Below are 24,096 nucleotides of genomic sequence, written 5' to 3'. Positions count from 1 at the left end.
CATGCGACCGCAAGCAGGGCATTATTTTTTCGCAGCGGAACCATAACGATTCCGGTACAGGGCTTCGATCAGGTCGCACGCGCTGGCAATCCGAGGCGCACCCAGAATTGACCTGCCTTCGCGGTCAACCCGGGCAATCCAGGCGCGTGGGGGTTCGCTCAGACGACGGCCGAGCCCCAGGACGGCAAACTCATGCTCCAGCGCCCGGAACGAACGTATCTCCTCGCTGGGTACGTCCTTCGCCGGATCGCCAGCCCCGGAGTTCTTTCCGCTGGATCTCCGTACCTGCCCGGCGCGTCTCAGCGTCAGCCACGCCAGCAGCGCCGCCAGCAGCGTGGCAAGTGCCAAGGCGGTTACCGGGTACCCGGATGCGGCCATGTCGCGCTGCAACTCAGCGAAACGTCGCCAGGCGAAAGACAGGAGATCCGACAGCGGTCGCCAGAACGGTGCCGCATCCTCTTCGACCGTCAGCCAGGTGGATGGTGTCGTATCGACCTCGATCCACTGGCCATCGACAAAGGCCTCGGACCAGGCGTGCGCGTGCCGCTGCCGCACCAGAAAAGCCTTTTCGAGTCGGCTATATTCCTGCACGGAATAGCCGGTGACATAGCGTGCCGGAATGCCCAATGCCCGCAGCAGCAACACGGTGGCGGTTGCGAAATACTCGCAGTGGCCAGCGCGGTCGGTCAGCAGGAAGCGCTCGAGGTCGCGTCCGCCGCGCTGCTCATCGCCCAGGAACAGGGTATAGCGGAAGTGCCCGGCGAACCAGTCCTGCAGGCCCATCAGCCGTTCGCGCTCGCTTCTTTTGGTCAGCGTCGCAAGTTCAGGCAAGCGCAGCAGCAGGTCGGCAAAACCGGACGGCAGCGACAGGTCGGCGGTCTCGGGCTTGCTTGATGCCGCAACCGCCTCCCTTGCCACCACGACATCGACTAGCGGCGGCGCTTCGCCAGCTCGAACGACACCATAGGCGTTGCGCTGCAGGATCCCGGGCGCAGCGCCGATATGTTCGGCGCCGACGGGTACGGGGATGATTGCGACACCCTTGCGGCTTTGTCCGTGCAGCTTAAGCCATGGCTGGCCCTTGGCCGGCGCGGCAAGCAGCGGCGCAAAAGAATCCTGCCGCGCCACCCAGGCGCCATTCGCGTACCGGGTGAACACGCCGCTGCGCAGTAGCAGCGGAGCAACGGCGGGTGGCGCCTGCTCGACCCGCCAGAGGATCCGGTCGGAGAGCTTGACGCGGCCGAGGTCACCGATCCGCGTCTGGCTCTGGTAGGGGTCGGCATCGGTATCGAACAGGATATCGATGCCCCATTCCTGCAACGCGAGTTGACCGCGCTGCAACCCTACACTCGCACCATAAGCCACGGCAACCGCGAGCAGCGAAGCGAGAGCGAAGGCGGCAAGCCCCTTCCCGCGAGGGGATGGCCGCGCCAGGAGAAGCCATGTCAGCATGACGGTAGCCAATGCCCAGAAAAACCACGGCGATGGCTTGGCCAGCGCGCTTGCCGAGAGCATGGTCATGGCCAGGTAGGGTGCGCTCAGCTTGGCTACGTGGTCGGCATCCGGGTGCGTCGAGCGACGCAGCGTCAACGCCAGGTGCCGCAGACGGAGCCGCGTTTCGCTCAGCGCTTCGAGCAGCAGCAGCGGGAAAAGTGCGGCGGGCAGCCAGCCGGTACCCGCCAGCAATCCCTTCGGCAAGCCCTGCGCCAGGAGAAATCCCCCTACGGTCAGCAAGACCGCCAGTGCAGAGAGGTCGACCGCACGGTTCAAATCGCGGTCTGTCAGGGTCAGCCGCAGGCCGCTGGCGGGTGCCAGTAGGCGGGCAACGGCGAGCAGAATGCCCAGCGCGTCCTGGCCGGTGGCGAAGCCCCACAGGAGCAGTCCGGCCGCTTGCAGCCACGCGGGCGTCGTCATGTCGCCGGCGTCGCGGCGGGTGCTTCGGGAACGGCGATGCGCCTCAGGATGCCGGCGAAGCCCGCATCGTCACCAGCGAAGCGCGCGCCATCCGGCTCCACGACCCACACTGCCGGTCGCACACCGCGCGCCAGCAGGCGCCGGACCGCGTTCTGGCGGGGCTCGTCCCAGGCCAGGAAGATGGCAATGACTGACGACACCTGTGCGGCGTTGCGCTCGAGCGTAGCCAGCAGGGGATCGATACTCGCCGGTGGCGTGGGCGCGACCGTGGCGAGCAGGCGCAGCAAGGCATCGGCGCCGCCGAGACCGCGGCCGGCGGTGACGCGATGCACACGCTCGCCGACAAAGATCAGGTCGAGCAGGCTGTCGGCGTCGCGCGCTTGGGCGACCAGCCAGGCCGCCATCGATACCGCCGTTTCGAAAGCCGGCGCGAACGGATACGGTGCAGCGGTGTCAAGCAGCAGCGCGTGCCGCGCGAAGAATTCCTCCTGGAATTCACGCACCACCGGCTTGCCAGTGCGTGCGAAGCTGCGCCAGTGGATGGCCCGCAGCGGATCGCCCGGGCGGTAGTCGCGCAGGCAACGGAACTCCTCGGCGTCGCCGACGTGCTGCGCCAGCGCAATGCCACCGGGCTGGAGCAGGCGATGGCTGGCGGCGGGCGGCAATTCCACCGGCAGGCGCGTCGGCAGCACCGCTAACGTGGCCTCTCCAGCGTTGACCGGCACGCGCGTTTCCACCAGTCCGAGCGGACCGGGAATGACAAGCGCAAGACTCTCGAAAACGGCGAGCCCGCGTGCCGTTGGCCGTATCGCGACTTCGATGTCGACACGCTGGCCTGGAAGTAGCGGCGGCATACTGATCCGTTCCACGTCGATCGCGCGTAAGCGTCGCAATATCTCCAGGAACGCCGGGTAGCCGATCCGCTGGTCGAAGCGGTTGCTTGCCGCCGCTCCCCGAAAATGCTCGAGTGATGTCGGCGATGGCCAGGGCTGGCGCAACTGTTCGACGAGGCCGCCTGTTCGAGTTGGCTGCGTACGTTCATTCTGCACTTCGATGCGGTATCTTGCTGGCTCACCAGACGTCACGAAGTCGGGTAAATGGCGGCGCACGCTCAAGCGTGGCGCACGACGGTGCACAAGGACAGCGGCGGCAGCGTCGACCGCAACGACGCTCGCGCCGAGGGAGAACAGCATATGCGCAAGATTCGATTGGGTGTCGAGCCCAAAAGCACCGGCAAAGGCAGTGAGCGCGACAATCACCAGTCCGGCTGGTGTCAGCCGCTCGCGCAGCCAGCGCGACGCCACGAAGACGAAGCGGAAGAGCGCAAGTTTGTGCGTGGCCACGGCCTATCGCCAATCAGAGTGGCACGGGTATCCGCCCGAGAACGTCGCGTACCACTTCGGCACCCGTGGTGCCCGAATAGCGCGCTTGCGGATCGAGCGCCAGGCGATGGGCGAGCACGTCGGGCGCGATATCCTGGATCGTGTCCGGCGTGACAAAGGATGCGCCATCGAACAGCGCCAGTGCCCGGGCCAGCTGGAAAATCGCAATCGAGGCGCGTGGGCTCGCGCCCATCTGAACCGCCGGATGGCTGCGCGTGGCCTGGACCAGGGTGACGATGTACCGGCGCAACACCGGCGCCACCGTGATTCCGGCCGCAGCATCGCGTGCCGCCAGCAGACCGGCGACAGTAGCACAAGGCACGAGCTGGTCAAGCGGATGCCGTGCGGCGCTGTAGTCGAGCAGACGCTCTTCCTCTTCGGCACTCACATAGCCCAGGCCGAGCCGGATGCCGAAGCGGTCCAGTTGTGCCTCGGGCAGTGGATAGGTGCCGGCCTGCTCCACCGGGTTCTGCGTGGCGATGACGAAGTAGGGTTGAGGCAAAGCTCGCCTCTGGCCATCGACCGTCACCTGCGCCTCGGCCATGGCTTCCAGCAGTGCCGACTGGGTACGCGGCGAAGCCCGGTTGATTTCGTCGGCAAGGAATACATGGGCGAACACCGGTCCTTCATGGAAGCGGAAGGATTGTGTCTTCGCGTCGAAGATGGAGACGCCGACGATGTCGCTGGGCAGCAGATCCGGGGTGAACTGTACCCGCGAAAAAAGTGCCTCGACCGAACGGGCGAGTGCCTTGGCCAGCGTCGTCTTGCCGGTGCCGGGGTAATCGTCCAGCAGCACGTGCAGGCCGGCAACCCAGGCGGAAACGATCTTGCGCACGTTGGCGTGCTGCCCATGCAACACCTTGGCCAGGTTGGCCGCGATGGCGCGGGGAGCGGTGATATCGGTCATGGCGGAAGTCACTCCGGTGTCCACCTTCGACGAGGTCGTCAGGAAGATGCGGCTGGTTTCACGCCGTAACCGGACACATGCTCGCAGCGGCCAAAGTTATTCTGACGCTTGTGAGCACGTTCTGCTGCCTGCAGCAACAAGAACAAACGACGCGGCTTTCTGCGCCACCGCTCGACGACCATGAAGCGCTAGGCGGCGCGACGGCGGCTTCGTGTGAGGCCAGCGATGCCGATCAAGGCAAGGGCAAGTGTCGAGGGCAGCGAAACCTCCGCAGAAGGCGAAATACTTGCAGTCACGGGCAGATCGCCTTCCGGATCGAGATCGGCCGGCAGATCTACGACTCCACCCACCGAGATGGTCACGATACCGATTTGGGGCACATCAATACTAGCCGTACCCTGGGAAATATTGAGCGTGTCAAAGCACCACCCGACCTTCAAGGATCCCGATTGCGTAAGCGTTCCCGAAACACCATTGATCGTGATGGCGCGGTCCAGACTGAAGGGGTTGAGAACGCCATCCGAACAGTTCCCGGTGTCCGGACCTGCCGAGCCGCCACCGGTATGTCCCGGAATGAAGGTGAAGGTGAGCGGAGTAAACGAAGGGGGCAACGCCAGGTGGTCGGCAGTGTACGTATCGCCCGTGAGGCTTATCTGATCGGCCCCAGGGTCCTTCGGATAACTCCCAAGGTCCCAGCAGTTTCCGCTGAAATCTGGTACCGCCGAGCCAGCAGAGGGGGCAAGATCGGGTCCTTTGCAGGCGCCAACGTCAGTGAGAGCAATTGGGGCGATAGTGATGGTCAGAAGAGCGGCCGATGCGGTGCCCGACATCCCGAGTACCGCCGAAATTGCCAACCCAAGCGCAGAAATCCACCGAGTCAGGATGCTTTTCATCGTTCTTGACCTTTCGTTCAATCGTACCGTCGTTTCGTCTGAAGCAGTTTTCGTGCCAGAATTTTACAAACGTAATTATGTTGTTCTTGTTATTCTATTTTCGCACCTTCCGTGGAGAGGTAATTTCCCCTAGCCAGGCCGCAGGTGTAAAGAATCCCGACACTGAAGACCCTGTGGCTGTCTACTCGCTTGGGTCGCCGAAGGATAGGAAATCCAACTCCAGCATCCAGAGTATAGTATAGGAGCCTTCCGAGCCACGGCTGGTTATCGTCACCGATGTAGGAAAACGGGATCGAGTTCTCGGGGTGCGAATCAAAGTGTTGGTCGAAGTACTTTGTTCGATGGAGAGGCGTTGGCATGGGTGATCACCCCTCCCCCCTCGCGGGGGAGGGGTTGGGGGAGAGGGGGCCATGGTTGCACACGAATTCGTCGAATCCTTGCGAAAGCATATGGCCAGAGCCGTCAGTCTGCTCTGCTGGCCTCTGCGAGGGCATGGACGCCCCCTCTCCCCCAACCCCTCCCCCACAAGGGGGGAGGGGAGCACATCGGACCCTCCCAATACTTTCATTCACACCCGAGTTCTCGCGCTAGCCCAGTCCGAGTCAGACGAAATGCTACCATTGCCGCGCGCCGACCGCGTTGCCGGCAACGACTTTCGCCGCGCGTGCTGGGTCGTCGCCTCGTTGTCGTCCGCCGGTGACTCACCCTGCGAGGATTTCAGCATGAGCTTTTCCAGCCGCCGCCGCCATGGTTCCGACCAGCCAGTTCCCGCCGGCGTAGGTACGAGCCGCACGTGCCAGCGCTGAACCCCGCCATGCCTGCCCTGCGCATCTTCGTCAGCCACAGCTCGCGCCTGCGCGATGACGAGACCAGCGCCGCGCAGGCGCAGGCGAACTGGCGGCTGCTGCAGGAGACCTGCTGCGCCCTTCGCGACGCGTACCCGGACGACATGGAAGTTCTCGTCGATTACGACGGACTTCAGCCGGGCGATGACTGGGAGAAGAGTCTCGACGGATGGCTCTACGATTGCCACGCCGGCGTTCTGCTGCTCTCGAAGCGCGCCGTGCAGTCGCAATGGGTGAGGAAAGAAGCGTCGATTCTCTGCTGGCGCGCCGCGAACGAGCCGGATTTCCGTCTCTATCCGGTGCTGCTCGACGGCCAGACGCCGGAGGACATCGACCGTGACCCGTTTTTCCGGACGCTGCGGCTTTCGCGGTTCGGGGTCGTGCAGGATGTGGCCTGCTCGAAGAGCATCCTTGCGGCTCTGCGGCCGCGGCTCGACGAGCGTGTTTCCTTGCGCAGAGCACCGCGCACGCCATTTGAAAAGATCGTTACGGCAGTCGAAAGCATCTTCGCTGCCGAGATCGACGAGCGCACGCTCGAGGAGCATTGCCGGCGGCTGGGCGAACAGTCGCCGCCGCGCTGCCACCTCGACCGTAGACGTGCGCTGGCCAGGAGCCTGGCGTGCGCTCTTCTCCGCGATGGCGAGTCAGCGCAGGGCAGGTTCCGGCAACTGATCGCTGACATTTTTCCGCGCCCGCCGCGCGAGCGGGCGGATGAACTGTTCAAGTACGTCCGTTCGCTTTGGGTGGACGCCGGCGCGGCACGGATCATCGCCGACGCCAGGGAACCGGGTAGTGCGCTGGCGCTCAACGGTGAGTTCGTCGCTACCGAAATTCCCGAATGTGACAGCCGGTTTTTCACGCTTGACCGTTACCTCGAACGCGCCTGGCCGGACAGCAGCGAGATTCGCATCGTTTCCGTGACGCGCATGCACAGTGCCGAAGAGATCTGGCAAGGGGTCCGCGAAGGCTGTTCCCCGCTGCGCTCATCCCCTGGCCGATGCCTCCCCGCGGCGCGCCTCGACCAGCACGTCCGGCAGTACAGCGGACACCTGATCGTTCTCCTGACGCCCGCGCCGGAGACCGCCCCGGACCCGGAGCTGCTCGGCGAACTCCAAGGGAAAGCGCTGACGCAGGGCTGTCCGTCGCTGATCTTCGTCTACAACGTCGGCCCACAGATGCCACCGCCATCGCTCCTGCCCGGGCTGCAGCCGATTCTTCCCGCGCTGCGCGGAGAGGACGATCTGCATGCGACCGAGGAAATCCAGACCCGCGAGACTCTCAAACGGTACTACTCATGAGCCACTACACGCCGAGAAACTTCACGCTGCCCGCAGACTATTGCTTCCGTGGCGATCCCCGCGACCCCGCCGAGTCGGCGGCCGACCCCTACATCTTCTCGCGCGAGGCAGTGATTGCGGTCGATGTCGCGCTGGCAACCGGTCGGCCGCTGCTCGTCGCCGGTCCTCCGGGCTGCGGCAAGAGCCGCCTGGCGGAGACGATGGCGGCGGTGCTGCGCTGGAACTTCGTCTACCAGACGATCACCTCGCGTACTCGCCTCGAGCAGCTCACGGTCGAGGTCGACCACCTGCGCCGCCTCAACGACGCTCATCTTGCTGCACGTTCGACGTCCCCGCACGCGCTCGCCGACCGCGACGAGGAGTACTACCACCCGGGCATCTTCTGGTGGGCGTTCGACGCACACAGCGCGCGGCGGCGCGGTTTGCCGGAGAGCGTCGCCAGGCCGCGCAGCGAGCCGCGTTTCCCTGGCGTCGAGCGCAAGCCGCCAGACGAGGCGCGGGAAGGCACGGTGCTGCTGCTCGACGAGATCGACAAGGCCGAGCCAGACCTGCCCAACGACCTGCTCGAACCGCTCGATCGCGGCAGTTTCGGCCTGCCGGACGGCCGCACGCTGCGCGCCCAGGACGGCGCGCAGCGGCTGACGGTGATTACCACCAACCGCGAACGCGAATTGCCGCCGGCCTTCGTCCGCCGCTGCGTGACGCTGCTGCTCGCCGAACCGGCGCGTGAGGCACTGGTCGCCATCGCCGCGGTGCGCGCGCCGCAGGCGGAGAAGACACTGGTCGAGAAGGTCGCCGACCGCATCGAGGCCCTGCGTCAGGAGCTCGACGAGAGCGGCCGGCGGCCGCCAGGAACGAGCGAGTTCCTCGACGCGGTGAACACCTGCCAGCAGTTGCGCATCGCCGTCGATTCGCCCGACTGGGAAGAAACCTGGCAACAGATCGAACTGGTGACGCTGCGCAAACCGATGGTCACCGAAGATGAGCGTTCTCGACCGGCGTAGGGGCGAGATCGGTCTCGGCGACGTCGCTAGCGCGCTGCGGTCGCTGCGCCCCGCCGATGCCGACGACGTGGCGTCGATCGCCGGCGTACTCGGTTTCGGCCTGCGCGCGGCCGACCTCAACGCGCAGCCAGCTCCGACGCCAGCAATCTACGACCACCAGCGGCCGCTGACGCCGCAGCGCCCGCAACAGACGCCATCGCACGAGCGCCTGCCCGGCTGGGCGATGCCGCCGCTGCTTCCCGCTCCCGAGCCACTGCCGGACGACGTGCTGCCGTCACAGATCTTCCGCGAGTCGCCGCTTGCCGGTGGCGGCGAAGAGCGTCCGGCATGGCTCGGTGAGGCGTACCGCTTGCTTCCCCAGGAACGTGCGACGCCGCTGCGGCACGCGCTGCTGCCGGCACGCACCGCGCGCGGCGTGCTCGTCGCGGCGCTCGCCACCTGGCGCACGGGCAGCGAGATCGACGTCACCGAACTGACCCGCCTCCTTGCCGAGCAGCGCATGCCGCAGCGGCTGCCCAGCCTGCCGGTGGCGACGCTCGAGCGCGGCTGCCAGCTCCTGCTCGACTTCAGCGACAGCATGGTGCCGTGGTGGGAAGACCTGCGCGAACTCGCCCAGCAGGCCATCGCCGTACTTGGCGACGATCTCGTCAGCGCCTACGAATTCGCCGGCACGCCAGCGGAAGCGCAGCGCTGGGATGTCGAACGCGAGAGGCTCGTCGCCTGGCGTCCGGAAGCCGAACGTCCGATCCTCGTCGCGACCGATTTCGGAATTCGCGGCACGCCGTCGCTGCGCCACGGCGGCGCCGAGTGGCGCGCCTTCGTCGCACGCTGCGTGTCGGTGGGTGCGCCGCTGCTCTTTTTCGTCCCGTGGTCGCGCGGCTACTGGCCCAGTCATCTGGGGCTGCACCCGCAGATCGTCCATTGGCACCCGGCGACGAGCGCCGCGATGCTGCGCCGCCAGCGCGGCCTTTCCCGCCGCGTCGCGCGATGAGCTGGCGAGAGCCGGGCGGCTTCGAAGAGCGGCTCGTTGCCAACTTTCGCGCCGAATGGGGTGAGCGGGCGCCGGTTGTGCGGCTGGCGCGTCTGCTCGCGCCGGCGACGCGCATCGAGCCGCTGCTGCTGCGTAACGCCCGGCTGCACTTCCTCCCCGGCAGCGGCTGCGAGATCGAGTCGCTGCTCTGGTTCAGCCGGCTCGTCGCCGCGCGCGGCAACCGCGACATCGTCTTCCACGCCGGCGTTTCGCGCCTGCTCGCCAACACGCTGCAACACGACGCGGCGCTGTTCGAGGCCGCGATCGATTTCATCGAGCGGCACACCAGCCACTGGCCGCCGGAGGATCGCCTCGAACAGACGATGCGTCTGGCGACCTTACGCCCGCCGGCCGACGCGCCGGAGCGCCGCCAGGACGACAGCCTGCGCAATGGCCTGCGCGACATGCTGCAGCTCGTCGCCGACGAGGGTGACGAGAAGCGGCGCGTGCGCCTCGCACGTTCGATCCGGCAGACGCTGGCGACGATCGGCAGCGACCGCCTGCTGCCCTGCGACGAGTTGCACTGGTTGCGCCAATACACGAGTGTGCGGCTGGGCACCACCGCCGAGACTCCTGCCGACGCAAGCCGGCCCGCGTTGCCGTTGCCGGCGTGGATCGGCGAATCGAAGAAGGAACCGGTGCGCCACTTTCGCTGCGCCCGCCTTGCCGTCACTGTCCATTACGACCGTTCCGCCGACCACCTCGTGCTGCACATCCGCGAAACCAGCGAGGCGGGCGGGGCGGGCGAGACGATACCACTGCCGACGCCCCTGCCCGCCGAACTGCACGTCGACTGCGCAGGAACCCCGGCCCGCTGGCACGTCATCCACGGCGATGATCGTCTGCGCTTGCCGATCGGATCTGCCGCCACCTCGCTGCCGATCGTGCTGACGACGATCGACGGCAGTCGCTACCGCCTCGAAGCCCGGCTGCCCGACGATCGCCCGCCACCGCTGCCTGTGCGTCTGCTCTTCAGCCATCTGCCCGAAGACCGCGAGCAGGCGCGCGCCATCGCCGGCTGGCTGCGGCGAAATGGCATCGGCAGCGAGCTGGTCGAGGAAGTGGTGGCACCGAGCGCGCGTGGCAGCGGCAACGAGCCGACGCCAGCGCTGCCGATCCTGCGCCTGTGGACGCCAGCGGCGCAGCGTCGCCAGCAGGCGGCAGCCGGTGACCTCGACTTGCCGGCGGCGCGCAGCGCCCTGCTGCGGCTCGACCCGGCAGTCGATCTGCCGCAGCCGGGCTACGCAGCGGAGAAGGTCATCGACCTGCGCGGCTGGCAGAACGACCAGGCCGCGGCGATTGCCGATGACTTCCTGCGCCAGCTGGACCACTGGCTGGCGGGTGCCGATGCGGAAGAGCCGCCGTTACCGGCTGACAAGATCGATGACGAAGTGGGCCGTCTGCTCGCCGAACTCGACGATCCGGCGACGACTCCGCCGCGGCGGCTGGCAATTGGCGACCGCCTGGCGAAAATCGGTGACCCGCGGCGCGGCGTCGGGCTCGACTCGCGCGGTGTTCCCGAGATCGACTGGGTCGAGATTCCCGGCGGCGAATTTCTCTATCAGAATGGGGAGAAGCGGTCTTTGCCGACGTTCTACATGGCGCGCTACCCGGTGACCAACGCGCAGTTCCAGGCGTTCATCGATGCCGGGGCGTATAGCGACGTGAGCCAGGGGACTGTGAATAAAGTAGGCGGTCGCCGGCAAGGTAACGCCGCACAACGTGGCGACTGGTGGCGCGATCTTCGGCGACCGGAACCGCAGCCTTCCCGCTGGCAGCAGTCCAACCGGCCGCGCACGAATGTTGACTTGTACGAAGCGCTCGCCTTCACACGCTGGCTGACCCAACAGCTTGGCTACGAAGTCCGTCTGCCTACCGAAAAAGAATGGGAGCGCGCGGCACGCGGCCGCGACGGGCGCGAGTACCCTTGGGGCAACAGCTACGAGAGTGGCCGTGCGAATATCGACGAGACGGCGCACTACTCTGGCGACAAGGTCGGCGAGTGGTTTCTCGATCAGACGACCGCCGTTGGTGTCTATCCGCACGGCGCGTCGCCGGAAGGCGTGCTCGACCTGGCGGGCAATGTTTGGGAATGGTGCCTCAACAAGTACAAAGATCCCGGACAGATCCAGGCCGGTGCGAGCGGCGAGCCGGGCGTGGTGCGCGGTGGCTCGTGGGGCCACGGCGCAGGCGTCGCGCGCGCGGTGCTGCGCGGCGGTTACCCCCCAGGCAACCAGCGCGGCGGCTGGGGTTTCCGGTTGGTGTCGTCTGCCCCCATGACTTGACCGCTGTTCGCTGGCGGCCGCGATTTTTTCAAATCACGAAGGGCTCGAGCACGTGCGTTCGCAGTCCCCAGGAATCGGCGTAGCGCACGTGGTTGATCCAGCCCTGCACGCTGGCGTCGAAGTCGGCGAAGCTGATCTCGCCGCGCGGCCACGCCGCGTAGCGACCGTTCAGGCGGCGCGTGGCCTGCACGACCTTGCGTGCCTTGACGCGGCGGTGGGTCGGGAAGACGACGAAACCGAGCCACGGAATTCCGGCGCCTACCGGCTGCACCTGCGCGCTACCGGCATGAAACTCGAGGCGCAGAGCGGCAAGGCGATCGCGCACAGCCTCTTTCCACCGCCACAATGTCGGCTTGTCGGGCGCGAACAGGGCAAAGTCATCGACGTAACGCAGGTAGGCGCGGCAGCCGAGCTCGTCGCGAACGAAACGATGAAGAGCAAGACAAACTTGTCATCCTTACGCGCTGCTTCGATCTGCTCGCCTGGCTGGTGCCGAAGAGCGAAACCTTTCCCAGGGCGCATCGTCACACGGTAGTGCAGCGCCTGGTGGATAGTGCGCTGGATTTCCAGGAACTGCTGTTTCGTGCGCGCAAGGCGACTGGAACCACCCGCCGGCAGCGCTTGCAGGAAGCCGACGCGCGCCTCGACCAGTTGCGTCTCTACTTGCGGCTGGCGCACCATTGGCATTGGCTGAACGACGGGCAGTACGAGCATGTTGGGCGTCTGGTTGCCGAGCTTGGCCGGCTGCTCGGTGGCTGGGTGCGGCAGGAGTCCGAGAGACGGAGCACCCCAGGGTAAGCCCCTGGCGGTGCTCCCGGTTTTGTTATGCGCCCGACGCGAAGCGCGTGCGGACGGGATGCTCCCGCGCCATTTTCGCCCCGCCCTCGCGTATCGCAAACCGTGGTCGGCGATCCCTGGCGACCGTGGCGGAAGCGGCAATGTGGGCAGACGACACCAACCGGAAACCCCTGTTGTCGCCCCGTTCGTCGATGTTCGCGCGCCCGCTCTCGTAGCTGTTTCCCCACGGATATTCGCGGCCATCGCTGCCACGCGCTGCGCGCTCCCATTCCTCTTCGTGTGGCAGGCGCACTGCGTAGCGAAACTGCGCGCTGAGCCAGCGGGTGAACGCGACCGCTTCGTACGCATTGACGTTGGTGCGCGGTCGGTTGGCTTGTGGCCAGCGCGACGCTGCAGGCTCGGGTCGCTCGAGGCCGCTCCACCAGCGATCGTCGTCGTAACCACCAGCATCGATGAATGTCTGGTACTGCACGTTGGTCACCGGATAGCGCGCGATGCGAAACGGCGGGAGCGTGCGTCGCTCACCCTGCTGATAGACAAACTCGCCGCCCGGGATGAGAACCCAGTCGATGTCGGGCAGCAGGAGGATTCGCGGCTTGGACGCAGGCATCGGCGGCTCGTCGGTGATTGCGGCGGTGGATGGGCGCAGTGTAGCGCAAAGCGATCGAAGGACAAGAAATCCAAGAGCACCATCGAGATTGGATGAGCGCCCGTGCAGCGGCGTCAAGGCGCGTTCAGTCGGCTAAACGGCCTTGATCATTCCCGCCGTGCCCAATATTTAGGCAGTAGAAAATTTCCCTTGGCAAAGAACGCCTTGCGGCAGATCTCCACGCCCGACCCACAGCTTGCACACAGTCTTGTCCGTGCGTTTTCGGGATAGCGAACAGCGGTTTCGACTTATCCACAGCTGCATGGAAACATGGGAAAAGGCCGTCATTCGACGGCCTTTTCCTCCCCTGCGGGGAAATGAAGACTACAAGTAAAGACTACAGCGCCTGGAGTTCGCGCAGATAGCGCTGCCAGTTGGCGACATAGTGGTCGGCACTATGCTGCAGGCGCGCGACCTCTTCCTCGCTGAGCTGGCGCACCACTTTGCCAGGGGAACCCACGATCAGCGAATGGTCCGGAACGATCTTGCCTTCGGGGATCAGCGTGTTGGCGCCGACGATGCAACCCTGGCCGATCACCGCGCGGTTGAGCAGCACCGAGCCGATGCCGATCAGCGATCCGTCGCCGATGGTGCAGCCGTGCAGCATCACCAGGTGACCGACGGTGACATTGCGGCCGATCGTCAGCGGTACGCCTTCGTCGGTGTGCAGGACGGAATGGTCCTGGATGTTGCTGTTCTCGCCGATCGTGATCGGGTCGTTGTCGCCGCGCACCGTCGCGTTCCACCAGATCGAGGCATTTCTGGCCAGGCGGACGTCGCCGATCACGATGGCATTGGGGGCGACCCAGCTTTGCGGGTCGATCTGAGGGCGCCGGGCGCCGAGGGTGTAGATGGGCATGGAGGGTTTCTCGCGGAGTTGGCAGAAGGAAGATTGTAGCCTGTCGCGCTACTGATGGCGCAGCGCTTCGATCGGATCGAGGGCGGCGGCGCGGTGCGCCGGGTAATAGCCGAAGAATATGCCGACCCCGGCGGCGACCCCGAAAGCCACCAGGATCGAGGCACCGGAGATGACGATCACCATGTCGGTCAGCGCATTGGTCAGGAGCGCGCCGCCGATGCCGAGAAAGAGCCCGATCAGGCAGCCGGCGACCGAGATCATCAGCGCTTCGAGCAGGAACTGCGCGAGGATGTCTTGCTGGCGCGCGCCGATCGCCATGCGGATGCCGATCTCGCGCGTGCGTTCGGTCACCGAGACGAGCATGATGTTCATGATCCCGATACCGCCGACGAGCAGCGAAACCGAAGCGATCGCTCCGAGCAGAAGCGACATCACGCGTGTCGTCTCGGCCGCCGAGTCGGCCGCCGCGGCGAGGTTGCGCAGATAGAAGTCGTTGTCCTGCCCTTCACGAATGCGATGGCGCTGACGGAGCAGCGCGGTCATGCTCTTCTCGACCGCCGGCATCGCCTCGGCCGAAGTCGCCTGCACCATGATCAGGCGCACCGAGCCCGGAAATGGATTGCCGAAGACCTTGCGCTGCGCGGTGGTCAGCGGAATGATCACGGTGTCGTCCTGATCGCGGCCGTCGAGGTTCTGCCCTTTCTTGCCGAGCACGCCGACGATCACGAAAGGGCTCTGGCGGATGCGGATGGTTTTGCCGAGCGGGTCGTCGCTTCCGAACAGATTGTCGACGGCGGTCTGGCCGATCAGCGCCACCCGCGTCGCCGCGCGCACATCTGAGTCGCCGAAGGGGTATCCGCTGACGATCGTCCACGCGCGCGCGTCGAGATACGGCGGCGTCGTGCCGACCACCGTCGCACTCCAGTTGTTCGCGCCATAGACCAGTTGCTGCGTGCCCTGCTGTACCGGCGCGACATTGCTGACGCCGTCGAGTTCGGCGATCGCTTCGGCGTCGGCGACGGTCAGCGTCGGGCCGCCGCCACCCCCGCTGCGCAGTCCGCCGGCACTCGTCGAGCCGGAGATCAGGATGTACAGATTGCTGCCCATGCTGCTGATGGTCTGCGCCACGGCGTACTGCGCGCCCTGGCCGATGGCCATCATCAGCACCACCGAACCGACGCCGATGACCATCCCGAGCATCGTCAGCACGCTGCGCATGCGGTTCGCGCCCATCGCCTGCCAGGCTTCGCCGAGCATCGCTCTCAGCATGCGGCGAGCACTTGGGTGGGTGTCGGCAGGTCACTGACCAGACGCCCGTCGCGGAAACGCACCTGTCGCGCGGCGTAAGCGGCAATGTCGGGCTCATGGGTCACCAGCACGATGCTGATCCCTTCACGGTTGAGGGCCGTGAACAGCGCCATGATCTCTTCGCTGGTATGGCTGTCGAGGTTGCCGGTCGGTTCGTCGGCAAGGATCAGTTGCGGCGAGTTGATCAGCGCGCGCGCAATCGCCACGCGCTGCTGTTGTCCGCCCGAGATGCGGCTCGGCAGCGCGTCGGCATAATCGCCGAGGCCGACCCGGGCCAGCTCGTGGCGCGCGCGCTGCCGCCGCTGCTCGCGCTCGATGCCGGCATAGACCAGCGGCAGGGCGACATTGTCGGCCAGGGTCATTCGCGGCAGCAGGTTGAAACCCTGGAAGACGAAGCCGATGCTGCGGTTCCGGAGTCGCGCCAGTTCGTCCTTGCGCAACTGCGCGACCTTGCGGCCGACCAGGAAGTAGTCGCCGCTGCTCGGCGTATCGAGGCAGCCGAGCAGGTTCATGAAGGTCGACTTGCCCGACCCCGAGGGCCCCATGATCGCCACGAATTCACCCGCCTCGATGCAAAGATCGACGTCCCGCAACGCCGGGAAGAGTCCGGCCGCGGTTTCGTAGGACTTGCCGAGACCGACGACGCGAATGACCGCCTCGGCCATCAGAACAGTCTCATCCCCACACTGCTCGGCTTGCCGTTGCTGCTGGCGACATTCTCGCCGGTGACGACGATGTCGCCGACCTGTAGATCACCGCCGAGCACTTCGGTATTGCGATTGTCGGTGATTCCGAGCGATACGCTAAGCGCTTTGAGTTCGCCGTTTTCGATGCGGTACACCGTGCCGCTGGCCGTGTCGCGCTTTTTGCCCTTGCCCTTGCTCTCCCCGCTGCTCTCGCTCGCCGCTTTCTGTCCGGCAGGCCTGCGCTCGCTGTCGCTGCTCTCGCTGGGTTTGAAACGCAGCGCCGCGTTGGGCACCAGCAGGACGTCCTGGCGACTGGCGACACCGATGCTCACGTAGGCAGTCATTCCGGGCAGCAGGATCTGTTCGGGATTGGAGAGCGAAACGCGTACGTTGTAGGTGACGACGTTCTGCTGGGTCGTCGGATTGAGACGAATCTGCTGCACTTCGCCCTGGAAACTGCGGTTCGGGAAGGCGTCGACGGTGAAGCGTACTTTCTGTCCTTCACGGATCTTGCCGATGTCGGCCTCGGCAAAACTCGAATCGATGCGCATCTCCGAGAGGTCCTGCGCGATCTTGATCAAGGTTGGCGTCTGCAGGCTGGCAGCAACCGTCTGTCCGAGGTCGACGACGCGGTCGACGACGACGCCCGACACCGGCGAGCGGATCGTCGTGTAATGGAGGTTGACCTGATCCTTTTCAGCGGCGGCTTTCGCCTGTGCGAGTTGCGCCTCGCTCGAGCGGCGCGTCTGGATGGCCTGCTCGAGTTCCTGCCGGGAGACGTATTCCTGTTCGAACAGGGCTTTCATCCGTGCTTCGCTGGCGCGCGCCAGGTCGAGCGCAGCGGCGACGTTCTGCACGTTGGCCGCCGATTGCCGGGCCTGCGCGGCGAGCAGCGAGTCGTCGAGTTCGAGCAGTGCCTGGCCTTTCTCGACCTTGTCGTTGAAGTCGACATAGAGCCTGGTGACCGTCCCGGAAACCTGTGTGCCGACACTGACCAGCACCACCGGGTTGAGTGTGCCATTGGCCGAGACCGTCTGGCTGACATCCCCCTTTTCGATGGGCTGCATTTTGTAGCGCTGTTCGAGCGACTGGCTGCTGCTCTGGCGATACCAGTACACACCGCCGGCTGCGAGTGCGAAGAGGAGGAGGGCGAGGAGGCTGCGCGAACGCTTCATGGATTGCGGGCTTTCTGCGTGCTGATCGAGAGCAGCAGCGTGCTGTCGAGGGCGCCGATGGCTCTGGCCAGCGTGGCGCGCGAGACGTGCCAGTCGAGCATCGCCTGGATGCGTTGCAGGCGGGCGTTGGCGAGCGCACTCTGGGCGTTGAGGACGTCGAGGATGTTGCCGACGCCGGCCTTGTAGCGTCCGAGGGCGACACGCTCGGAATGCTCGGCGCTGGCCAGCAGGTCGGCGGTGGTACGAATGGTCTGGGTGGCGGTGCTGAGGCTCTGATAGGCTTCCCAGACATCGAGCGCGACCTGCTGGCGGACGTTGTCGCGGCGGGCGCTCTGGACCTCGGTCTGGGCAGCGGCGGCACGGACCCGGTAGGTAGTGTTGAAGCCGGAGAAGATCGGCAGGTTGACCGTCAGTCCGATCGAGTTGCCGTTGGCCGAGGCGCTGCCGAGGTCTGCCCACTGCGGGCCGGTGCTCAGCGAGAGTGTTGGCAGGCCGGTGGCGCGGGCGTAATCGACGCCGGCTTCGGCGGCCCTGAGTTCAGCTTCGGCGGCCCTGAGTTCGGGGCGGCGTGCGCGTGCTTCATCAATCAGCGCGGCGACGTCGCCGACGAAGCTGGCGTCGGGGGTGGCTGAGGGAATGTCGTCGAGCAACAGCCTCTGGTTGGCGTCGAGCCCCATGACATTGGCCAGGCGGCCGAAGGCGTTCCTGAGCACGCCTTCGGCGCGGATGCGGGTGAGCGTCGCCTGCGACCAGGCGGTCTGCGCCTGCAGGCGGTCGGCGGGGGTGCCGGTGCCGACGCGGTAGCGGACTTCGGCAGCGCTGAGGCTTTCGCGGCTGGCGTTTTCTGATTCGCGGGCGGCGTTGACTGCCGCACGCGCAGCCTGGGTGTTGTAATAAGCCTGCACGGCATTGAGAAAAACGCTCTGGACGGTCGCGTCGAGCGTCGAGCTTGCGGCGCTCAGCACTTGCCGCGCGATTTCGAGATTTGCCGAACGTGCGCCGAAGTCGTACAGCAGCCAGGAGAGCGTCAGCGAGGCATTGCGCTGCCTGGCGGTCTGCGAGTCGATCCTGACCCGGCTGGCGCTGAGCTGGCCGTCGAGCGTCGGCAGGAAGTCGGACTGCGCGATGCCGACCTGAGCGGCCTGGACGCGTACGTACGACCACGCCTCGCGGGTACTCGGGTTGCGACACAGCGCGAGATCGACGACTTCGAGAACGCCATGGCTGGCCTCGGCCGGCAGCGGCTGACAGGGCAGGGTGGTGCCAGTCAGTGCCGGGCGCGGCGGGGTGAGGCTGCGTGTGGCGAAGGGATCGCTGGTTTCGAAGGCCGGCAGTTCGGCCGCCAGCGCCGCCAGCAGCGTGGCGATGGCAAGGCGGCGGAAGGTGCGGGTGCGTCTGGCGCGCTGCGCGAGGGCTGGCAGCGAAGCTGATCGAGGTGTGGTGTAGGCCATTTTTCGCTAGTATAGCCAGCCTGGCTGCGATTTCGCGCGCGCTCGAGGGCTGCTGAGGTGTTCTGCAGGGATTATTTTGTAAGCAATTGTGACCGTCCGGGTCGATTCACGAAACAAGGGGCTGCGCTGGTGAAATTCACGACCACATGCACGATGGCTGCAGGGATTGCAAACCGCATCCGGAACGATCGGGCTGTCGGTATGGCACGCTGACAGCGATCCAGACGATGCCCTGGATGGAGACGATCAGCCTGTTTGTTCTGCTGGCCGCCGGCTGGTTCTGGTTCGACAGTTTCCAGGCCAGGGAGGTGGGCATGCGCGCCGCACGTGCGGCATGTGAGGCAGAGGACCTGCTCCTGCTCGACGACACGGTTGCGCTCGGTTCGCTGCGCCCGGCGCGCGATGACGAAGGCCGGCTGCGTCTGCGGCGGGTCTATCATTTCGAGTACAGCGATACCGGCGACAATCGTCGGGATGGCCAGGTCACCCTGCTCGGCAGCGAGTTGCTGACGTTGCATTTGCCGCAGGTGCAAGGTCCCCGCTGGCAGCAGGTGTCGGTCAAGCGCGAGGACGAGCAGCGCCAGCTTCCCCGATGAGCAGCGTATCTTCGACCGCATTCCCGCCAGCATGCTGGTACATCTGTTTCACCAAGCCCCGGCAGGAGTTTCTGGCGGTGCGCAAGCTCGAGGAACAGGGCTACCTGGTTTTTCTGCCGATGCTCACGCAGTGGGAGAAAAAGAAAGGGTGCTGGACGAAAAAGCAGCAGGTGATGTTTCCCCGCTACGCTTTCGTGCGCTGCAGCCGCCCCGAGCAGAGCGTTGCCCCGATCCGCAGTACCCCCGGCGTGAGCTGTCTGCTGACCTTCGGCACCGTTCTGGCGACGCTGGATGAATCGACGCTGGAAGCGATACGTTCCCTGGCGGAGCACCAGGCAAGAGACCTGAATGAGGAATCATTGCCGTTTCAGGCCGGCGACAGCGTGGAAATCAGTAATGGTCCCCTGAAGGGCCTCTCCGGTATCGTTTCCGCCGTCTCTGCCGAACGGGTGACCGTGCTGCTCAGCCTGCTGGGCCGCGAAAAACCAGTGGCCATTCCGATCGATCACGTGACGCTGGCCTGATCCGGAGCAGACGCCGGCAGCAGGCTGCAGAATTCCCGGCAGGCGATCAATCGCTGGTCTGAATTTCAGGAGTTTCTTCAATACTCCCGTTTCGGCAAACGCTGAAGCAGGGCGTCCCAGCGGACCGCCACGCCCGGCAGGATGCCAACCACCGTTTCGCCGCTCAATTCCATCACATCCGGTTTGCCATATTCCCCATCCTGCAAACGGTAGACCGTAATCATCCGGTCGATGGGATGGACCAGCCAGTACTCCCGTACGCCTGAACGCTCGTAGACCCGTCGCTTCCAGACATGATCGTGGCTGGCAGTGGATGGCGACAGGACCTCCACCACCAGATCCGGGGCACCGCAGACGCCGCGGTGATCCAGGCGGGACAGATCGCAGACCACCAAAACGTCCGGCTGCAGAACGGTATCGATCCGTTCGTCTGCCGCCTCCGTCTTGGGAAACCGGACATCCAGCGGCGCAATGAAAACGCGGCAGGTCTTGCCCGCCAGCGCTTGCCGGAGCTGAAAGTAGATCTCGCCGGCCACCTCCTGATGCTCCAGCGTTGGTGCAGGGGCCATCAGATAGGCCGTGCCGTCGATCAATTCGTAACGAACGTCTTCCGGCCATGCGAGGTAGTCGGCGTAGGTATGGTAGTTATGATCGCGAACGGCAAGGCCCACGGGATGCCTCCGGAAAATGCAAGGAATGCGAAGCCTGCAGAAAAACCTCGAAATCGGCAAGCGGCAGCGGCCGGCTGAACAGATAGCCCTGGTAGGTGTGGCAGCCCTGTGCTGCCAGAGCGTCGCGCTGTTCGACACTCTCGACGCCCTCGGCGATCACCTCCAGACCGAGGCTGCTGGCCAGAGCAACGATGGTACGCGCGATCGCTTCGTCATTGGGATCGGTCAGCAGATCCCGCACGAACGACTGATCGATCTTCAACTGGTCGAGCGGCAGCCGCTTCAGGTACGACAGTGACGAATAACCGGTACCGAAGTCGTCGAGAGAGAAACCGACGCCGCGCTCTTTCAACGCACCCGATTACCCACAACTCATCCGTCATTGAAATAGGCGGCACGGCCAGCCTCCAGGGCAATGGCAAATGCCCTGACCTTCTGCATCCCTTCCCAGATCGCCTTGGGGCCGGGATGCCCGTCGTGTTTTCGCCCGAGAAAGCCGCCAAAGCCGGCAATCAGCCGCACCATCTGACCCAGGGGCGGGGGAGCATCCGGCGGTGGTGAGCGATGGGCGACGATCCAGGCGGCTTGCCATTCCTCGATATCAAACACCACGTCACAGGGCAAATCGGGGCAGTCCCGGCCCCAGGTAACCAAGGACAGGATGCGCCAGGCGATAATCAGGTAAATGACCAAGGCGCGTTCCAGTCGCTCCATGCTGCCCAACTGCAGGGATTCTATCTTGCAGCCTGATTTCCAAATGCGGAAAAGAATTTCTATCAGCCAGCGGCGGCGATACCAATCAATGAGTTGTACGATGTCTTCGAGCGTTTCCGCCGTCCGATTGGTCAGCAATTTCCATTCAATGGGCTCCTCCCCAACCGGCGGGTTTTCTTCTCGCGCCAGGATCGCGGTCACGGTCACGACCGGCGCACCCTTGCGTACGGGCAAGGTGACCCGCTCCCGGTAAAGCGTTTGCCGCACCAGTCGGGCCGGGCGGTCTGGCGCTGCGGGCATGGTGAATTCCAGTTCTCCTTCCGCTTCGCCACCGCCCACACGGTCCCACAGCTTGTCGCCCATGCTCGTCTTGCGGTTATGCTTGGACCGGATCAGGTAGTCCGCCGGATAGTCCCGCTCGGCGGCCGTGTTCATCACCGCTCGAATGTCGCCTTCCCTATCCGTTATGTATACCAGCCGGCTACCAGGCACGGTCTCGGCCAGATCGGCCACGATGGTATAGCCTTCCACCCAGCGGATACTTTCCTTGATGTCGGGCTGACCTTTTGGCTTTCGCGCCCACATCCAGCAGTCGGTCGCGCCCAACACCAACCCGCTCGGCGTCATCGCCAGGGTCGGATGCGCAAACATCCCATGCTGGGCGTCGTAGCTCAACCGTCCCAGCCCGGCAATCCCCGGCTGCGAGGTAAAATCCGCTTCGGTGGTATCCTGAACACACAAGACAACCGGCTGGCCCTGCATCCGCTTTATCGTTTGCTGGGTATGAACCTCCAGGATTTCACGCCAGTCCGTCGCGGGATTGTCCAGCAGCCGGTAGGCCGCTTTGGTTTCCGCCCAACCCCCGCAAGCCACCGGGATGCTTCCGGTCGGTTGTGCCGACAGATCATCCACCAGCTTGATCAAGCGCCGCGTCCGCCGCGCATCCCCCAAATCCAGATCCTTGAACTCCTCCGCTGCCCAACCCATGCCATACCTCCGCAAGATTACGAAATATACGTTTTAACAACAGCTTGAAAACTGTTGCCGTTTGCATATATGGGGTGGGTAAGCAGAAATGCAACAGCGTTTGCTATCGCGTTGGAGTCAAGCCACGCCGCGCGCTCCTATGTCAAGTGAGTTGTGGGTAATCGGGTGCTTTCAACGCCGTCATCTTGGCGATGATTTCCTGGACATTGTCGAGCAACATGCTCTCGGTGAGTTCGAGCTTGAGGTTGTGCGGGTTGACCGCCGTACTCGCCAGAACCCCCAGCACCTGCTCGACAAAATTGGGCTGACACAGCTGCCGCGCACTGACATTCACCGAAACGGTAAAGTTTTCCCGTCCCGCTCGTCCTGCCTGTGCCGCCCAGACAGCCGACTGCGCACAGGCGGTTTCCAGCACCCACAAGCCGAGCGGCAGGATCAGCCCGGTTTCCTCGGCGAGAGGAATGAACTCGGCGGGGGTCACCAGGCCGCGTTGCTGGTGCCGCCAACGGAGCAGCGCCTCGGCGCCGACGATGCGGCCCGCCTGGTCGACCTGTGGCTGGTAACAAAGGAAGAACTCCTGCTTTTGCAGCGCTTCCCGGAGGTCTCTCTCCAGAGCCGCCCTGGCAGTGACCACGGCCTGCATCTGTGGGTCGAAAAAGCGCAAGGTATTACGGCCGGTGGCCTTGGCATCGTACATGGCCAGATCGGCCCGCTTCATCAGTTCGTCGATCGCGTCATGCTGGCCGCCAAACAGCGTGATGCCGATACTCGGCGTATTGTGGTACTCGCTGCCGGCCAGATCGTAGGGTCGGTTGAGAGCAGCCAGGATTTTCTCGCCGACGATCCGGCTCTGGGTAGCCGCCTCCTGCGCACGTGCGCCCAGGCTCGCGAGCATCACCACAAACTCGTCGCCGCCGAGACGGGCAACGGTGTCGCGGTCGCGAACGCAGGTCAGCAAACGCTTGGCGACCTGCTGCAGCAGGTGATCGCCCATGTCGTGCCCGAGTGTGTCGTTGAGCGTCTTGAAATTGTCCAGATCGATGAACAGCAGGGCACCCTGGCGGCCACTGCGCGCACTTGCGGCCATCGCTGCCTGCAGGCGCTCGTGCAACAGACGGCGGTTCGGCAGACGCGTCAGGGCGTCGTAAAAAGCCAGTTGCTGGATTTCTTCCTGGGCAGCCTTGCGCAGGCTGATGTCGGTCAGTGTGGACACATAGTGGGTAACCCTGCCCTCGTTGTCGATCACAGCGGAAATCGTCAGCCATTCCGGGAAGATTTCAGCGTTCTTGCGGCGGTTCCAGATTTCACCCTGCCAGGAGCCGCTGCGTTCCAGACTCTGGCGCATCGCGGCATAGAAAGCGGCGTTGTGGCGTCCCGAACTGAGCAGTTTCGGCGTCTGGCCGACGCATTCTTCGGCGCTGTAGCCAGTGATCTCGGTGAACGCCTGGTTGACTCGCAGGATGACCCCGGCGGCGTCGGTGATGAACATGCCCTGCTGCGACTCGAAAGCGGTCGCGGCAATACGCTCCCACTGTTCCGCCTGCTTGCGATCGGTGATGTCGTGCGAGACAACGACGATGCGGACCACCTGCCCGGCCTTGTCCCGGATCACTTTTCCGGCCGACGCCATGTGCCGGACACTGCCATCGTGTCGTACCAGACGATACTCGATTTCCTGCCCGGTGCCGGTTTGCACGGTTTCCTGGAAGACTCGCTGTACCCGTTCGCGATCTTCGGGATGGACATCGCCGAACGAATCGGTCCCTGCCAGTTGCCGCGTATCGCCAAAGAATTGCCGATACGAAGGACTGTTATATACCCGTCGCCCTTGCAGATCGAGAACGGCGATATGCTCGCCGATACTCTCGGAGATCAGCCGGAAAAACTCCTTCTGCTCACGCAGGTCGGCTTCCATTTCCCTTCTTGCGGTGAGGTCCCGCTCGAAATCGGCTTCACGCGCCTGTAGCTCCCTGCTGCGTTGGGCGAGATCGCTGCCCAGGCGACGCACGTCATCGATACGGTTCTGATACGAGCGAATCAGGAAGACGATCAGCAGCAGCGCCACGAAGACGCCGGCAATCTGCAGCAGGCCAGACATCAGTGCCGGCGTGACAGGCATG

Annotated in this window: 21 protein-coding genes and 1 pseudogene; 7 read left to right on the top strand and 15 right to left on the bottom strand. The window is 64.8% G+C overall.

From position 1 onward, the window contains the following. Positions 1-21: 21 nt before the first annotated feature. The 4 genes from V5B59_RS06260 to V5B59_RS06245 all read right to left on the bottom strand — a co-directional run bounded on the left by V5B59_RS06260 (position 22) and on the right by V5B59_RS06245 (position 5,096). Positions 22-1,914 (bottom strand): transglutaminase-like domain-containing protein, encoded by a 1,893-nt coding sequence (locus V5B59_RS06260; protein ID WP_169069637.1) that lies wholly within the window; start codon positions 1,912-1,914, stop codon positions 22-24. Next, positions 1,911-3,257 (bottom strand): DUF58 domain-containing protein, encoded by a 1,347-nt coding sequence (locus V5B59_RS06255; RefSeq protein ID WP_169069638.1) that lies wholly within the window; start codon positions 3,255-3,257, stop codon positions 1,911-1,913. Before V5B59_RS06255 ends, V5B59_RS06260 begins: the two co-directional genes overlap by 4 nt. A 13-nt stretch (positions 3,258-3,270) precedes the next feature. Continuing rightward, positions 3,271-4,203 (bottom strand): AAA family ATPase, encoded by a 933-nt coding sequence (locus V5B59_RS06250; protein ID WP_034914760.1) that lies wholly within the window; start codon positions 4,201-4,203, stop codon positions 3,271-3,273. Between the two features lie 188 nt (positions 4,204-4,391). Further along, the gene (locus tag V5B59_RS06245) at positions 4,392-5,096 is read right to left on the bottom strand and encodes a hypothetical protein (protein ID WP_169069639.1); all 705 of its coding nucleotides are present in this window, start codon (positions 5,094-5,096) and stop codon (positions 4,392-4,394) included. 793 nt (positions 5,097-5,889) lie between these two features. Between V5B59_RS06245 and V5B59_RS06240 the strand changes: the two genes are divergently transcribed. The 4 genes from V5B59_RS06240 to V5B59_RS06225 are packed head-to-tail and all read left to right on the top strand — an operon-like array spanning position 5,890 to position 11,558. After that, positions 5,890-7,239 carry a toll/interleukin-1 receptor domain-containing protein gene (locus tag V5B59_RS06240; RefSeq protein ID WP_169071966.1) on the top strand — a complete coding sequence of 450 codons (1,350 nt, stop codon included), beginning with the start codon at positions 5,890-5,892 and terminating at the stop codon, positions 7,237-7,239. Then, complete coding sequence (locus V5B59_RS06235; protein ID WP_169071965.1) at positions 7,236-8,243, top strand: AAA family ATPase; 1,008 nt, start codon at positions 7,236-7,238, stop codon at positions 8,241-8,243. Before V5B59_RS06240 ends, V5B59_RS06235 begins: the two co-directional genes overlap by 4 nt. Next, complete coding sequence (locus tag V5B59_RS06230) at positions 8,221-9,234, top strand: hypothetical protein (protein ID WP_169071964.1); 1,014 nt, start codon at positions 8,221-8,223, stop codon at positions 9,232-9,234. The genes V5B59_RS06235 and V5B59_RS06230 overlap by 23 nt, the downstream gene beginning before the upstream one ends. After that, positions 9,165-11,558, top strand: a complete 2,394-nt coding sequence (locus tag V5B59_RS06225) for a formylglycine-generating enzyme family protein (RefSeq protein ID WP_332351703.1) — start codon at positions 9,165-9,167, stop codon at positions 11,556-11,558. The genes V5B59_RS06230 and V5B59_RS06225 overlap by 70 nt, the downstream gene beginning before the upstream one ends. A 28-nt stretch (positions 11,559-11,586) precedes the next feature. Here V5B59_RS06225 and V5B59_RS06220 read toward each other — a convergent pair whose 3' ends face one another. After that, positions 11,587-11,883, bottom strand: coding sequence for a hypothetical protein (locus V5B59_RS06220; protein ID WP_169071962.1), 297 nt, complete (start codon positions 11,881-11,883; stop codon positions 11,587-11,589). Positions 11,884-11,903: 20 nt separating this feature from the next. On the opposite strand from V5B59_RS06220, the gene avd reads away from it, so the two are divergent. After that, entirely contained in the window at positions 11,904-12,356 is a 453-nt protein-coding gene (avd, locus tag V5B59_RS06215) for a diversity-generating retroelement protein Avd (RefSeq protein WP_169071961.1), read from the top strand. Between the two features lie 25 nt (positions 12,357-12,381). Here the strand turns inward: avd and V5B59_RS06210 are convergent, their stop codons facing one another. From V5B59_RS06210 to V5B59_RS06185, 6 genes are all read right to left on the bottom strand, one after another. After that, positions 12,382-12,966 (bottom strand): formylglycine-generating enzyme family protein, encoded by a 585-nt coding sequence (locus V5B59_RS06210; RefSeq protein ID WP_169071960.1) that lies wholly within the window; start codon positions 12,964-12,966, stop codon positions 12,382-12,384. Between the two features lie 376 nt (positions 12,967-13,342). Beyond that, positions 13,343-13,864 carry a gamma carbonic anhydrase family protein gene (locus V5B59_RS06205; protein ID WP_169071959.1) on the bottom strand — a complete coding sequence of 174 codons (522 nt, stop codon included), beginning with the start codon at positions 13,862-13,864 and terminating at the stop codon, positions 13,343-13,345. A gap of 48 nt (positions 13,865-13,912) precedes the next feature. Next, positions 13,913-15,133, bottom strand: a complete 1,221-nt coding sequence (locus V5B59_RS06200; protein ID WP_169071958.1) for an ABC transporter permease — start codon at positions 15,131-15,133, stop codon at positions 13,913-13,915. After that, positions 15,127-15,837 carry an ABC transporter ATP-binding protein gene (locus V5B59_RS06195; protein ID WP_169071957.1) on the bottom strand — a complete coding sequence of 237 codons (711 nt, stop codon included), beginning with the start codon at positions 15,835-15,837 and terminating at the stop codon, positions 15,127-15,129. The genes V5B59_RS06200 and V5B59_RS06195 overlap by 7 nt, the downstream gene beginning before the upstream one ends. After that, complete coding sequence (locus tag V5B59_RS06190) at positions 15,837-17,033, bottom strand: efflux RND transporter periplasmic adaptor subunit (RefSeq protein ID WP_169071956.1); 1,197 nt, start codon at positions 17,031-17,033, stop codon at positions 15,837-15,839. The genes V5B59_RS06195 and V5B59_RS06190 overlap by 1 nt, the downstream gene beginning before the upstream one ends. Then, positions 17,030-18,484, bottom strand: coding sequence for a TolC family protein (locus tag V5B59_RS06185; RefSeq protein ID WP_169071955.1), 1,455 nt, complete (start codon positions 18,482-18,484; stop codon positions 17,030-17,032). Before V5B59_RS06185 ends, V5B59_RS06190 begins: the two co-directional genes overlap by 4 nt. A 236-nt stretch (positions 18,485-18,720) precedes the next feature. Here V5B59_RS06185 and V5B59_RS06180 point away from each other — a divergent pair, with 236 nt between their 5' ends. Next, a complete protein-coding gene (locus tag V5B59_RS06180; protein ID WP_308240197.1) occupies positions 18,721-19,080 on the top strand; it encodes a DUF3301 domain-containing protein in 360 nt (119 codons plus the stop codon). Next, a complete protein-coding gene (gene nusG / locus V5B59_RS06175) occupies positions 19,077-19,604 on the top strand; it encodes a transcription termination/antitermination protein NusG (RefSeq protein WP_034908483.1) in 528 nt (175 codons plus the stop codon). Before V5B59_RS06180 ends, nusG begins: the two co-directional genes overlap by 4 nt. A gap of 77 nt (positions 19,605-19,681) precedes the next feature. On the opposite strand, the gene V5B59_RS06170 is transcribed toward nusG, so the two are convergent. The 4 genes and pseudogenes from V5B59_RS06170 to V5B59_RS06155 all read right to left on the bottom strand — a co-directional run bounded on the left by V5B59_RS06170 (position 19,682) and on the right by V5B59_RS06155 (position 24,095). Then, positions 19,682-20,275 (bottom strand): Uma2 family endonuclease, encoded by a 594-nt coding sequence (locus V5B59_RS06170; RefSeq protein ID WP_169071953.1) that lies wholly within the window; start codon positions 20,273-20,275, stop codon positions 19,682-19,684. Continuing rightward, positions 20,250-20,630 (bottom strand): annotated as a pseudogene (locus tag V5B59_RS06165) (EAL domain-containing protein); the annotation flags it as partial. The gene V5B59_RS06170 and the pseudogene V5B59_RS06165, both read right to left, overlap by 26 nt. Before the next feature lie 17 nt (positions 20,631-20,647). After that, complete coding sequence (locus tag V5B59_RS06160; RefSeq protein ID WP_169072214.1) at positions 20,648-21,976, bottom strand: IS4 family transposase; 1,329 nt, start codon at positions 21,974-21,976, stop codon at positions 20,648-20,650. A gap of 142 nt (positions 21,977-22,118) precedes the next feature. After that, positions 22,119-24,095 (bottom strand): putative bifunctional diguanylate cyclase/phosphodiesterase, encoded by a 1,977-nt coding sequence (locus tag V5B59_RS06155; protein WP_169070303.1) that lies wholly within the window; start codon positions 24,093-24,095, stop codon positions 22,119-22,121. Between the last annotated feature and the right edge of the window lies 1 nt (position 24,096).

This window comes from Candidatus Accumulibacter contiguus, assembly GCF_036625285.1.
Lineage (GTDB): Bacteria > Pseudomonadota > Gammaproteobacteria > Burkholderiales > Rhodocyclaceae > Accumulibacter > Accumulibacter contiguus.
This window is presented reverse-complemented; position numbering and strand designations above follow the sequence as displayed.